General features: G+C 71.9%; 13 protein-coding genes. 11 read left to right on the plus strand and 2 right to left on the minus strand.

Going from position 1 to position 12,468, the window contains the following annotated elements; all coding sequences use genetic code 11:
* Nucleotides 1–63: 63 nt before the first annotated feature.
* Nucleotides 64–912, minus strand: coding sequence for a hypothetical protein (locus ACIP89_RS21420; RefSeq protein ID WP_401923878.1), 849 nt, complete (start codon nt 910–912; stop codon nt 64–66).
* Between the two features lie 73 nt (nt 913–985).
* On the opposite strand from ACIP89_RS21420, the gene ACIP89_RS21425 reads away from it, so the two are divergent.
* The 10 genes from ACIP89_RS21425 (at nt 986) to proC (ending at nt 10,513) form a co-directional block, all read left to right on the plus strand.
* Nucleotides 986–1,936, plus strand: coding sequence for a Ppx/GppA family phosphatase (locus ACIP89_RS21425; RefSeq protein ID WP_401923876.1), 951 nt, complete (start codon nt 986–988; stop codon nt 1,934–1,936).
* A gap of 119 nt (nt 1,937–2,055) precedes the next feature.
* Nucleotides 2,056–2,871 (plus strand): sugar phosphate isomerase/epimerase family protein, encoded by an 816-nt coding sequence (locus ACIP89_RS21430; RefSeq protein WP_401925139.1) that lies wholly within the window; start codon nt 2,056–2,058, stop codon nt 2,869–2,871.
* A complete protein-coding gene (locus tag ACIP89_RS21435; RefSeq protein WP_402116146.1) occupies nt 2,868–3,497 on the plus strand; it encodes a TetR family transcriptional regulator in 630 nt (209 codons plus the stop codon). The genes ACIP89_RS21430 and ACIP89_RS21435 overlap by 4 nt, the downstream gene beginning before the upstream one ends.
* 154 nt (nt 3,498–3,651) lie before the next feature.
* A complete protein-coding gene (ilvD, locus tag ACIP89_RS21440; protein ID WP_401923870.1) occupies nt 3,652–5,502 on the plus strand; it encodes a dihydroxy-acid dehydratase in 1,851 nt (616 codons plus the stop codon).
* A gap of 227 nt (nt 5,503–5,729) precedes the next feature.
* Complete coding sequence (locus ACIP89_RS21445) at nt 5,730–6,206, plus strand: acetyltransferase (RefSeq protein WP_401923868.1); 477 nt, start codon at nt 5,730–5,732, stop codon at nt 6,204–6,206.
* A gap of 76 nt (nt 6,207–6,282) precedes the next feature.
* On the plus strand, nt 6,283–6,855 hold the full coding sequence (locus ACIP89_RS21450; protein WP_402116148.1) for a hypothetical protein: 573 nt from the start codon (nt 6,283–6,285) through the stop codon (nt 6,853–6,855).
* 114 nt (nt 6,856–6,969) lie between these two features.
* Nucleotides 6,970–7,854 (plus strand): class I SAM-dependent methyltransferase, encoded by an 885-nt coding sequence (locus ACIP89_RS21455; protein ID WP_402116150.1) that lies wholly within the window; start codon nt 6,970–6,972, stop codon nt 7,852–7,854.
* 63 nt (nt 7,855–7,917) lie between these two features.
* Complete coding sequence (locus ACIP89_RS21460; RefSeq protein ID WP_401923861.1) at nt 7,918–8,685, plus strand: ABC transporter ATP-binding protein; 768 nt, start codon at nt 7,918–7,920, stop codon at nt 8,683–8,685.
* Nucleotides 8,682–9,443 (plus strand): ABC transporter permease, encoded by a 762-nt coding sequence (locus ACIP89_RS21465; protein WP_402116151.1) that lies wholly within the window; start codon nt 8,682–8,684, stop codon nt 9,441–9,443. Before ACIP89_RS21460 ends, ACIP89_RS21465 begins: the two co-directional genes overlap by 4 nt.
* A gap of 260 nt (nt 9,444–9,703) precedes the next feature.
* Nucleotides 9,704–10,513, plus strand: a complete 810-nt coding sequence (gene proC, locus ACIP89_RS21470; protein ID WP_401923856.1) for a pyrroline-5-carboxylate reductase — start codon at nt 9,704–9,706, stop codon at nt 10,511–10,513.
* Nucleotide 10,514: 1 nt separating this feature from the next.
* On the opposite strand, the gene ACIP89_RS21475 is transcribed toward proC, so the two are convergent.
* Nucleotides 10,515–11,099, minus strand: a complete 585-nt coding sequence (locus tag ACIP89_RS21475) for a cysteine hydrolase family protein (RefSeq protein ID WP_401923854.1) — start codon at nt 11,097–11,099, stop codon at nt 10,515–10,517.
* Between the two features lie 73 nt (nt 11,100–11,172).
* On the opposite strand from ACIP89_RS21475, the gene ACIP89_RS21480 reads away from it, so the two are divergent.
* The gene (locus ACIP89_RS21480) at nt 11,173–12,183 is read left to right on the plus strand and encodes a GlxA family transcriptional regulator (protein ID WP_401933087.1); all 1,011 of its coding nucleotides are present in this window, start codon (nt 11,173–11,175) and stop codon (nt 12,181–12,183) included.
* Nucleotides 12,184–12,468: the final 285 nt, after the last annotated feature.

Consider the following 12,468-nt stretch of genomic DNA (forward strand, 5'->3'; position numbering starts at 1 on the left):
GCCGCGACCGAAGACCGCGAACCGCGAACCGAAAGCCGCGAACCGCGAAAAGAACCGCGGGTACTACGCCGGATCGGCCGGGTGGGGCGCCATCGGCAGCAGCGAGGAGAGCCGCTCCTCGCACAGCCCGGCCAGCCGGTCGTACGCCTCCTTGCCCATCAGCTCGGTCAGCTCGGGGCGGTACGACACGTACACCGGCTCCCCGGCCCCGTGCGCGGAGGTCGCGGACGTGCACCACCAGTGCAGGTCATGGCCGCCGGGACCCCAGCCCCTGCGGTCGTACTCACCGATCGTCACCTGGAGCACCCGGGTGTCGTCGGGCCGGTCGATCCAGTCGTACGTACGCCGGACCGGCAGCTGCCAGCACACGTCCGGCTTGGTCTCCAGGGGCTCCTTGCCCTCCCGCAGCGCCAGGATGTGCAGCGAGCAGCCGGCTCCCGCCGCGAAGCCGGGCCGGTTCTGGAAGATGCACGAACCCTCCCAGCGCCGGGTCTGGCGCTCCCCGTCGTCATCGGTCTGCACCCAGCCCGACTCCGTGCCCACGTCGTGGAACTGCCACAGTTCGGGGGTCAGCCGGGCCACGTTGCCGGCGACCCGCTTCTCGTCGTCCTCGTCCGAGAAGTGGGCGCCCAGCGTGCAGCACCCGTCGTCCGCGCGACCGGCCTGGATGCCCTGGCAGCCGCTGCCGAAGATGCACGTCCACCTGGATGTCAGCCAGGTCAGATCGCAGCGGAAGACCTGCTCGTCGTCGGCGGGGTCCGGGAACTCCACCCAGGCCCGCGCGAAGTCGATCCCCGTCTCGTCGGACCCGTCGGGCCCCTTTGCGTCCGCTGCTTCCGCCTGCCGCATCTCCCGCTTCGTCATCTGCTTCTTCGTGACTTTGTCCGGCTTCGCCTTTTTCGTCTTTGGCACGCGCCCAGAGTACGACCGACCGGCGTTGAGGACCGGCGTTGAGGGGGCGGCAGGCGGCAGTAGCGTTCGTCGTATGAGACTCGGAGTCCTCGACGTGGGGTCGAACACGGTTCATCTGCTGGTGGTCGACGCGCACCCCGGCGCCCGCCCGCTGCCCGCGCACTCGCACAAGGCGGAGCTGCGCCTTGCCGAACTCCTGGACGAGGACGGCGCGATCGGTCCGCTCGGCGTGGACCGGCTGGTGGCGACGGTCACCGACGCGGCACGGGCGGCGGAGGACAAGGGCTGCGAGGACGTGCTGGCCTTCGCCACCTCCGCGGTACGGGAGGCGAGCAACGCCGACACCGTGCTGGCCCGGGTGCGGGACGAGACCGGCATCGGCCTCGCCGTCCTGAGCGGCGCCGAGGAGGCCCGCCTCACCTTCCTCGCCGCCCGCCGCTGGTTCGGCTGGTCGGCGGGCAAGCTGCTGGTCCTGGACATCGGCGGCGGCTCGCTGGAGATCGCGTACGGCATCGACGAGGAGCCGGACGCCGCCGTGTCACTGCCGCTCGGCGCCGGACGGCTCACGGCCGGCTGGCTGCGGGGCGACCCGCCGGACCCGGTGGAGGTGCGGGCGCTGCGCCGGCACGTCCGGGCGAGGATCGCCCGCAGCGTCGGCGAGTTCACCCGCTTCGGCCGCCCCGACCACGTCGTGGCCACCTCCAAGACCTTCAAGCAGCTCGCCAGGATCGCCGGCGCCGCCCGCTCCACCGAGGGGCTGTACGTGCAGCGCACCCTCAGCCGCAAGGCGCTGGAGGAGTGGGTGCCGAAGCTCGCCGCGATGACCGTGGAGGAGCGCGGCAACCTCCCCGGTGTCTCCGACGGACGGTCCGCCCAGCTGCTGGCGGGTGCCCTGGTCGCGGAGGGGGCCATGGACCTGCTGGGCGTCGAGGAGCTGGAGATCTGCCCCTGGGCGCTGCGCGAGGGCGTCATCCTGCGCCGCCTGGACCACCTCCCGACGCGGGACGCGGCGGCCCTGGCCTGACGGCTGCGAAGCACGGCCGCGGCGTACGGGTGCGGAACGGCCATGGCCCTTCTCACTTTCAGCCGGGCTCACTCGGCGCCGCGCACCGGGGCCCGTACGCTGTCTGCGTGGCAGAACCAGTGGTGCGCATCCCGGATGCGAAGGTCGCCCTGTCGACGGCCTCCGTCTATCCGGAGTCGACGGCTACGGCCTTCGAGATCGCCGCGCGCCTGGGGTACGACGGCGTCGAGGTCATGGTCTGGACCGACCCCGTCAGCCAGGACATCGAGGCGCTGCGCCGGCTCTCGGACTACCACCAGGTGCCCGTACTGGCCGTGCACGCCCCCTGTCTGCTGATCACCCAGCGCGTCTGGTCCACCGACCCCTGGGTCAAGCTCCAGCGGGCCCGCGCCGCCGCCGAGAAGCTGGGCGCCTCGACCGTGGTCGTCCACCCGCCGTTCCGCTGGCAGCGGCAGTACGTGCGCGACTTCGTCACCGGGATCTGGCGGATGGCGGACGAGACGGACGTGCGGTTCGCCGTCGAGAACATGTACCCGTGGCGCTACCGGGACCGGGAGATGCTCGCGTACGCCCCCGACTGGGACGTCACCAACGACGACTACCGGCACTTCACCGTGGACCTCTCGCACACCGCGACCGCCCGCACGGACGGCATGGCCATGGTCGACCGGATGGGCGACCGGCTGGCCCACGTCCACCTCGCGGACGGCAAGGGCTCCGGCAAGGACGAGCACCTGGTGCCCGGCCGGGGCGACCAGCCCTGCGCCGAGCTGCTGGAGCGGCTGGCCCGTACCGGCTTCGGCGGCCACGTCGTCGTCGAGGTCAACACCCGCCGGGCGATGTCCACCGCGGAACGCGAGGCGGACCTGGCCGAGGCGCTGGCCTTCACCCGGCTGCACCTCGCGTCGTCCTCCGCCCCGTCGCCGCGCCCGTGACCGAGGGCGACGGGAGCCAGGGCCCGCCCCCCAGACGCCGCGGCCGCCCCTCCCGCACGGAGGCGGAGACCGGCCCCGACGCCCGCACCCGCATCCTGGAGGCGGCCCGCACCGAGTTCTCCGAGCGCGGCTACGACAAGACGTCCGTCCGGGGCATCGCGAAGGCGGCCGGCGTGGACGCGGCCCTGGTCCACCACTACTTCGGTACCAAGGACGAGGTGTTCGGCGCCGCGATCGAGCTCTCCTTCGAACCCGCCCTGGCGATCCCGGACATCCTCGGCAGCAGCACGGAGGGACTGGGGGAGCGGCTGGCCGGCTACTTCATCGGAGTGTGGGAGAACCCGGAGTCCCGGGCCCCGCTGCTGGCGATCATGCGTTCCGCGATGACCCACGAGGCGGCGGCGAAGGTCCTGCGCGTCTTCGTGCTGCGACGCCTGCTGGACCGGATCGCCGACCAGCTGGACGTCCCCGACGCCACCTTCCGCGCGGAACTGGCCGCGTCGCACATGGTGGGCATCGCGGTACTGCGCTACGTGATCCAGGCGGAACCCCTGGCCTCCGCGGAACCGCAGAAGATCATCGCGATGGTGGGCCCCACGCTGCAGCGCTACCTGACAGACGCCTGACCGTTCCGGGGGCTCCGCCCCCGTACCTCCCCGCCCCTCGAACGCCGGAGGGCCGAATCTCACCCCGGTCCCGGATACCGGACACCCCGTCCAGATCCTGGCCTCACAGGCGTACGCTCGGAACCAGTCTTTTCTGTCGAAGGAGCGAGAGACGATGCCCCAGCTGAGGTCCCGCACTGTCACCCACGGACGCAACATGGCGGGCGCGCGCGCCCTTATGCGCGCCTCGGGCGTAGCGAGCGAGGACATCGGCAAGCCGATCATCGCGGTCGCCAACTCCTTCACGGAGTTCGTCCCGGGCCACACCCACCTCGCCCCCGTCGGCCGGATCGTCTCCGAGGCGATCCTGGCCGCAGGCGCCGTCCCCCGCGAGTTCAACACCATCGCGGTCGACGACGGCATCGCGATGGGTCACGCGGGGATGCTCTACAGCCTCCCGTCCCGCGACCTGATCGCCGACTCCGTCGAGTACATGGCCGAGGCGCACTGCGCGGACGCGCTGATCTGCATCTCGAACTGCGACAAGATCACCCCCGGCATGCTGATGGCCGCGATGCGCCTCAACATCCCCACGGTCTTCGTCTCCGGCGGCCCGATGGAGGCCGGCAAGGCCACCCTCGTCGACGGCACGGTCCGCAAGCTCGACCTGGTCAACGCGATCAGCGACGCGGTCGACGAGAGCATCTCCGACGAGGACATGCTCCGCATCGAGGAGAACGCCTGCCCCACCTGCGGCAGCTGTTCCGGCATGTTCACCGCCAACTCGATGAACTGCCTGACCGAGGTCCTCGGCCTCTCCCTCCCCGGCAACGGCTCCGTCCTCGCCACGCACACCGCCCGCAGGGCGCTGTACGAGGAGGCCGGCCGCACGGTCGTCGAGATCACCAAGCGCTACTACGAGCAGGACGACGAGACGGTCCTGCCGCGCGCCATCGGCACCCGCGCCGCGTTCGACAACGCGATGGCGCTCGACATCGCCATGGGCGGCTCGACCAACACGATCCTGCACCTGCTCGCCGCCGCGGAGGAGGCGGAGCTGGCGTACGACCTCGACGACATCAACGAGGTCTCGCGCCGGGTCCCGTGCCTCGCCAAGGTCGCGCCCAACGTGGCGCCCGGCGGCACGTACTACATGGAGGACATCCACCGGGCCGGCGGCATCCCCGCCATCCTCGGTGAGCTGCACCGCGGCGGACTGCTCAACGAGGACGTGCACTCGGTGCACTCCGACACCCTCGCCGAGTGGCTGAAGAACTGGGACATCCGGGGCGGCTCGCCGTCGCCGGAGGCCGTCGAGCTGTGGCACGCCGCCCCCGGCTGCGTCCGTTCCGCGACCGCCTTCTCGCAGTCCGAGCGCTGGGACACCCTCGACCTGGACGCGGCGGGCGGCTGCATCCGCGACCTGGCGCACGCGTACTCCAAGGACGGCGGCCTCGCGGTCCTCAAGGGGAACCTCGCCGTGGACGGCTGCGTCGTGAAGACGGCCGGTGTCGACGAGTCGATCTGGACCTTCGAGGGCCCGGCGGTCGTCTGCGAGTCGCAGGAGGACGCCGTCGACAAGATCCTCCGTAAGGAGATCGAGCACGGCGACGTCGTCGTCATCCGTTACGAGGGCCCGCGCGGCGGCCCCGGCATGCAGGAGATGCTCTACCCGACCTCCTTCCTCAAGGGCCGGGGCCTCGGCAAGACCTGCGCGCTGGTCACCGACGGCCGCTTCTCCGGCGGCACGTCGGGCCTGTCCATCGGCCACGCCTCTCCGGAGGCGGCGTCCGGCGGCACCATCGCGCTCGTCGAGGACGGCGACCGGATCCGGATCGACATCCCGAACCGCTCGATCGAGCTCCTGGTCCCGGAGGACGAGCTGGCCACCCGCCGGGAGGCGCTGAACGGCGTCTACGCGCCGAAGAACCGCGACCGCAAGGTCTCGGCCGCGCTGCGCGCCTACGCGGCCATGGCGACCAGCGCGGACCGCGGCGCCGTCCGCGACGTCTCCAAGCTCGGCTGACACCCGCACGCACAGCCCCGCACCACCGTCCGGCCCCTCTCGCGAGGGGCCGGAGGCGTTTTCGGCCGGACGCGTGTGGCCGGGACCCGCTCCGGGCCGGACGCGTGTACGTCCCCCGGGCGTCGCCGCCGCCACACGCGCCCGTCGTGGCCCGAGAACGACTCCGTGTGACCGGTCGATCGCAGTAAGCTCACCCCCTTGCCATGTATGACCATGATTGGGGGAGTATGCGCACTACCGTACGCAGCTCAGTAGTCATCGCGTCAGCCGTCACCGCCCTCGCGGCCCTGGGCGCGGTCCCGGCCGGTGCGGCGTCGGCCGCACCCACGCCGATCGCACCCGCACCGGCCGCCGCCACTCCGGCCGGCGTCTGCGGATCCGGATACACCCAGATCGACTCGCACGTGTTCAAGGACGCGTCGGCCGAACTGGCCCGCGTCTACCTGCTCTACAACGCGAGCACCAAGTTCAACTGCGTCGTCACCTTCCACGCCGCCGCCACCGAGGGCAAGGCGCTGACCACCGGCGCCTGGCTCGACGTCGACGGGGACGGCAAGGAGCAGGTCAAGGACCAGGGAAGGTACTCCTCGTACGCGGGCCCGGTCCGGCTCGCCGCCGGCAGCCACTGCGTGAAGTGGGGCGGCCTGATCGAGACGGCCGGCGGTACGTACGCGTACACCAGCCCGTGGAGCCACTGCGGCTGACGCGCGACGGCGCCGCGCCCGCCCCCTCGGGAGGCGGGCGCGGCGCCACCGCCCCGGCCCTGGGACAATCGATCCTGTGAGCGAGAACAGCGAGACCCCCGACGGCAGCGCGCCCGGCACCACCGAGTCCGCGAAGGCGCCCGCCGGTGCCGCCGCGACCGCCCCCGGTCCGCAGCCCGAACCCATCCGCTTCTTCGGCACGACCTGGGTCGCCCACGACGGCAACTACGGTCTGCGCCGCGTCGGGGTCGCCGTCGGTTCGCTCGCCGCGGCCGCCGCGTCCTGCTTCGTGCTGCGGTTCGCCTACCAGGGTCTGGAGATCGCCGACGTCGGCAGCTTCGTCGGCATCCTGGTGGTCCTGATGTTCGCCGTCTGCAGTGCGATCGCCTTCCGCAAGACGTGGGAGGGCTTCAGCAGCCGCCCGGCCGACCCCGCCCGCGAGGACAATCTGCGCGGCCTCAGGACCATCGGCTTCATCGGCGGGCTGCTCGCCTACTTCATCCGTACGTTCTCCGAGGCCCCGGGCGAGAAGCTCCGGCGTACGGAGTACGAGGCGGCCCAGCTCCGGTACGCGAAGCGCCGGTCGGCCCGCACCGGGAATCCGGCGGCCCGCAGGACGGCCAAGGCGAAGAAGGCCCGCCGCAAGTAAGGCGACGCAGGTAAGCCGCCGCAAGTACGACGCCGCAAGTAGGCCGACGCAAGTAACGCGACGCCCACCGCGGGGTCTGTCCCGCGGATCATGGCCGGGGCCACCATGGGGCACATGCCCACCACAGACACCCCTGGCACCCCTGGCACCCCTGACCCCGGCTCCCGGCCGCCGTCCCCGCAGCCGCCGCCCCCTCAGCCCTCGCCCGCGTCCCCGCGCGCCCTGTCGTTCGACCGCGCCGCCGCCCAGTACGGCGCGGCCCGCCCCGGCTACCCGGACGCCCTCCTGGACGCCGTCGAGGAGCTCGCCGGCCGGCCGCTGCGAGGCGCCCGCGCCCTCGACGTCGGGGCCGGCACCGGCATCTCGACCCGCCGCCTCCGCGACCGGGGCGCCGCCGTCGTCGCCGTCGAACCGGGCCCCGGGATGGCGGCGGAGCTGCGCAGGAGCCTGCCGGACGTCCCGCTGGTACGGGGCGACGGCAACCACCTCCCCTTCGCCGCGGCCTCGGCCGACCTGATCACGTACGCCCAGTCCTGGCACTGGACGGACTCCGCCCGCGCCGCCCCCGAGGCCATGCGCGTCCTGCGGCCGGGCGGCGCGCTGGCCCTGTGGTGGAACGTGGCCGACCCCGGCGTCGGCTGGATCGCGGAACAGGGCGCGCGGCTGCTGGGCTTCTTCGCCACCGAACTGCCCGAGCTCGCCGGCCCCGGAGCGCCGGGCGGACCCGCGGCGGCCCACACCGGCGCCCACGGCTCGCCGGTATCCGCCCGCGACCTGCCGGCCGGGCTGACGTTCGTACACCGCCGGGTGCCCTGGACCCGGCGTGTCCCCCTGGACACCCACCTCGCCAACCTCGGCAGCCACTCCGCCTTCCTGGTCCTCGGTGACGAGCCCGCCGGGCGCTTCCTCTCGGAGGAGCGCGAACACCTCGCACGGCGCTTCCCGGACGGTCTGGTGGAGGAGACGTACGTCGTCGAGCTGAGCGTGACCATCCGCTGAACCGGCGGGCGCGGAGGCCGCGGACCCTTGACGGAAGACCGCCACCGCGACAAAATTCATCACATGATGAATTCTTCGGGTGCCGCCATCGAGGCCCGCGGCCTCACGGTCGTACGGGGCAACCGCACCGTCCTCAAAGGCCTCGGCTTCACCGTCGAACCCGGCAGGATCACCGGACTCCTCGGCCCCTCCGGCTGCGGCAAATCCACCCTGATGCGAGCCGTGGTCGGCACCCAGGCCAAGGTCACCGGCACCCTCGACGTCCTGGGCAGCCCGGCCGGCCACCCCGGTCTGCGGCCACGGATCGGGTACGTCACGCAGGCGCCGTCCGTCTACACCGACCTCACCGTCCGGCAGAACCTCGACTACTTCGCGGCGATCCTGCAACCGGGCCGCCGACACCGGGACGCCCGCCGCGAAGCCGTCACCCGGGCCATCACAGAGGTCGACCTGACCAGCCACTCCGCCGCCCTCGCCGGCACCCTCTCCGGCGGCCAGCGCACCCGCGTCTCCCTCGCCGTCGCGCTGCTCGGCACCCCCGAACTGCTCGTCCTCGACGAACCCACCGTCGGCCTGGACCCGGTGCTCCGGCGCGATCTGTGGAGCCTCTTCCACCACCTCGCCGCCGACCGGGGCACCACCCTCCTCGTCTCCTCCCACGTCATGGACGAGGCCGAGCGCTGCCACCGCCTCCTCCTGATGCGCGAGGGCGAGATCCTCGCCGACGACACCCCCGAGGCACTGCGCACCGCCGCCCGCACCGAGACCGTCGAAGAAGCCTTCCTCCACCTGGTCGACGCGGCCGCCACCCGTCAGGAGAACGCCCGATGAGCACGGCCACCACCTCACCCATCGGCGCCGCCCGCACCCTGGCCACCGCCGCCCGCGTCCTGCGCCAGCTGGCCCACGACCCCCGCACCATCGGACTGCTCCTGCTGATCCCGGTCGTCATGATCGCGCTGCTGCGGTACGTCTTCGACGGCAGCCCGCGCACCTTCGACTCCATCGGCGCCTCACTGCTCGGCATCTTCCCGCTGATCACGATGTTCCTGGTGACCTCGATCGCCACCCTGCGCGAGCGCACCTCCGGCACCCTGGAGCGCCTGCTCGCCATGCCGCTCGGCAAGGGCGACCTGATCGCCGGCTACGCCCTCGCCTTCGGCGCCGTCGCGGTGGTCCAGTCGCTCCTGGCCACCGGGCTCTCGGTGTGGGTGCTCGGACTGGACGTCACCGGGTCCCCGTGGCTGCTGCTCCTGGTCGCCGTACTCGACGCCCTGCTGGGCACGGCGCTCGGCCTGTTCGTCTCGGCCTTCGCGGCCTCCGAGTTCCAGGCCGTCCAGTTCATGCCGGCCGTGATCTTCCCGCAGCTGCTGCTCTGCGGACTGTTCATCGCCCGCGACCGGATGGCGCCCGTGCTCGAAGCGATCTCGAACGTGCTGCCCATGTCGTACGCCGTGGACGGCATGAACGAGGTCCTCCGCCACCCGGACGTCACCGGCGACTTCGTCCGCGACGTCGTGATCGTGGCGGGCTGCGCCCTTCTCGTCCTCGCCCTCGGTGCGGCCACCCTCCGCCGCCGCACCACCTGACGGACCGGTGCGAGGATGGCGGACACGAGTACCGAGAACAGCCGGCACCGCCAGGACGTGATCTGAAAGTCCCGACTGCCCGGCAGCGCCTGGCACGCACGCTCGCGGCGTCGCGGAAATGACCTGTCAGCTCCGCTACGGGGCCACTTCCGCGCCTTGCGATCGCACGCACCATGCGCCACCGGGCCCGCCCTTCGGGCGGACGACGCTACTTTCAGAACGCGCCCCGGCCGCCGGCACCGCCCGGAGGGTGAAACCGCATGACCCAGACAGTCGCAGTCCTCGGCACCGGCAAGATCGGCGAGGCCCTGCTCAGCGGCATGATCCGGGCCGGGTGGCGCCCGGCCGATCTGCTCGTCACCACCCGCCGCTCCGAGCGTGCGGAGGAGCTCCGCAACCGCTACGGGGTCGACTCCGTCAGCAACGCGGAGGCCGCCGCGCGCGCCGACATCCTCATCCTCGCGGCCAAGCCCCAGGACATGGGACGCCTCCTCGACGAGCTCTCCGCCCATGTCACCGCGGACCGCCTGGTCATCAGCGCCGCGGCAGGCATCACGACCGCTTTCATCGAGGACCGCCTCACCGAGGGCACCCCGGTCGTCCGGGTCATGCCGAACACCCCCGTCCTGGTCGACGAGGGCATGTCCGTCATCTCCGCGGGCAGCCACGCCACCGGCGCCCACCTCGCCACCGCGGAGACGATCTTCGGCGGCGTCGGCAAGACGCTGCGCGTCCCGGAGTCCCAGCAGGACGCGGCCACCGCGCTCTCCGGCTCGGGCCCGGCGTACTTCTACTTCCTCGTCGAGGCGATGACGGACGCCGGAATCCTGCTGGGCCTGCCCCGCGCCCAGGCCCATGACCTGATCGTCCAGGCCGCCATCGGCGCCGCCGTGATGCTGCGGGACAGCGGAGAGCACCCGGTCAAGCTCCGCGAAGCCGTCACCAGCCCGGCAGGCACCACGATCAGCGCCATCCGCGAACTGGAGAACCACGGCGTACGCGCCGCCCTCATCGCCGCCCTCGAAGCAGCCCGCGACCGCAGCCGCGAACTCGCCTCCGGCAACGGCTGACCTACTCCGCGGCGGCGATCAGCTCCGCACTGCGCACCACCTTCGCGAACCCACCGCCGTGCAGCGTCACGGCGGTGGCCCGCGCCAGCTCCTCCGCGCTCATCGTCCAGCCGAACGGGCCGGTCCCGTCGAAGGTGTACGTCGCGTCGAAAGCGAAGAACACCTCGTACCCGAGGTTCCCCGCCATCCGGGCCGTCGTCTCCGCGCACATGTTGGTCTGGATACCGGCCACCACGATCTGCCGCACCCCGCCCTCGCGCAGCCAGTCCGCCAGATCCGGCGTCCCGTAGAACGCCGAGTTCACGCTCTTCGTCAGAAACAGCTCGGGCCCACCGCCCTTTCCGCGCCGCTCCTCCACGTACGGCTTGAAGCCGTTGCCCGGATACCCCACCCGCAACGGCGAATCCGGCTTGGGCGAGTCATGCCGGACGAAGACGACCGGCCGCCCGCTCGACTGCCAGGCATCGATCAGCCCGGCGATGTTCCCGTCCGCCGAGGGATTGTTCCGCGGCCCCCAGTACGCCTCCTCCTCGAATCCCTGCTGCACATCCACCACTACCAGCGCTGCGTTCTCCGCGATCTCCATGCCCCCATGCTTCCGCGCGAACGACCGGCCGCCCAGAGGTCACAAAGCCATCGATCGATGGTTTACTGCCGACATGACCGCCGACCCCGCCACCACCCGGATCGCCCTCGTCTCCTTTCCGGGCATCCGAGCGTTCGACGTCTCGGTCGTCACGGAGGTCTGGGGCGTGGACCGGACGGACCGCGGAGTACCGCGGTTCGAGCTGCGCCGCACCGCGGCCGCCACCACACCCGTCCCCCTGCGCGGGGGACTCTCCCTCACCCCCGACCGCACGCTGAGCTGGCTGGCCCGAGCCGACCTGATCGTCGTCCCGGGGCTGGACGACCATGTGACGCCGGCGCCCGAACCGGTCCTCGAAGCCCTGCGGCGCGCCCACACCCGCGGCACGCCGATCGCCGCGCTCTGCGGAGGCGCCTTCACCCTCGCCCAGGCAGGCCTCCTCGACGGCCGACGCGCGGTCACCCACTGGAACCTCACCGACCTCCTGCGCACCCGCCACCCCGGTGTCACCGTCGTACCCGACGCCCTCTTCGTCCACGACGGCAATCTCTGGACCTCGGCGGGCACCGCGGCCGGCATCGACCTCTGCCTCCACCTCGTCCGTACGGTCCACGGGGCCGAGACCGCGGCGACGATCGCCCGTTCGATGGTCACCGCCCCGTTCCGCACCGGAACCCAGGCACAGTTCATCGAGCACCCGACCCCGCACACGGACCGCGACGCCGACACCCTCGCGGCCGTACGCGCCTTCGCTCTGACCCATCTGGCCGAACCGCACACGGTGGCGGAGCTCGCCGACCGCGCCGGCATGTCCCCGCGCTCCTTCGCCCGCCACTTCCAGGCGACCACCGGCACGACACCGCTGCGCTGGCTGATCACCCAGCGCGTCGCGGCAGCTCAGAAGCTGCTGGAACGCACCGACCTGCCCCTCCCCGAGGTGGCCCGCCGCACGGGTTTCGGCAGTGAGATCACCATGCGCCAGCACTTCGCGACCCACCTGGCCACCAGCCCCCGTGACTACCGGCTCGCCTTCCACCGCACCCCGTCGGAGACCGGGGTTGACACGCCCGCACCGCATCCGTAGTGTGCTCCGAGTTGTCCGACGTGAGCGCCGACCCCGGTCGGTCCCCGGACAGCCATTCCGCAGTAACCACAACGAACGAGCGACAGCTGTCGCCTGTCTCCGCGTGCGCATTCGCGAAATGAGGAATCCACGTTCGAAGGAACGTGACCCCGATTAGCGTCGGGGCCCCGGATTCCGCTAATGTCTCACTCGTCGGAACGGCCCAACAGCCGGGAAGACAAACCCCGCTGACTGGGAATCAGGCCCGAAAGGATCTGATAGAGTCGGACTCGCCGGAAAGGGAAA

Origin of the sequence: Streptomyces sp. NPDC088730 (assembly GCF_044751215.1) — a bacterium.
GTDB lineage: Bacteria > Actinomycetota > Actinomycetes > Streptomycetales > Streptomycetaceae > Streptomyces.

Bases quoted from the DNA above. Each gene is read 5' to 3' on its own strand.
- ACIP89_RS21455 (WP_402116150.1), top strand. From the start codon at position 6,970: ATGCCCACCACAGACACCCCTGGCACCCCTGGCACCCCTGACCCCGGC.
- ACIP89_RS21460 (WP_401923861.1), top strand. From the start codon at position 7,918: ATGATGAATTCTTCGGGTGCCGCCATCGAGGCCCGCGGCCTCACGGTC.
- ACIP89_RS21475 (WP_401923854.1), bottom strand. From the start codon at position 11,099: ATGGAGATCGCGGAGAACGCAGCGCTGGTAGTGGTGGATGTGCAGCAG.
- ilvD (WP_401923870.1), top strand. From the start codon at position 3,652: ATGCCCCAGCTGAGGTCCCGCACTGTCACCCACGGACGCAACATGGCG.
- ACIP89_RS21445 (WP_401923868.1), top strand. From the start codon at position 5,730: ATGCGCACTACCGTACGCAGCTCAGTAGTCATCGCGTCAGCCGTCACC.
- ACIP89_RS21425 (WP_401923876.1), top strand. From the start codon at position 986: ATGAGACTCGGAGTCCTCGACGTGGGGTCGAACACGGTTCATCTGCTG.
- proC (WP_401923856.1), top strand. From the start codon at position 9,704: ATGACCCAGACAGTCGCAGTCCTCGGCACCGGCAAGATCGGCGAGGCC.
- ACIP89_RS21465 (WP_402116151.1), top strand. From the start codon at position 8,682: ATGAGCACGGCCACCACCTCACCCATCGGCGCCGCCCGCACCCTGGCC.
- ACIP89_RS21480 (WP_401933087.1), top strand. From the start codon at position 11,173: ATGACCGCCGACCCCGCCACCACCCGGATCGCCCTCGTCTCCTTTCCG.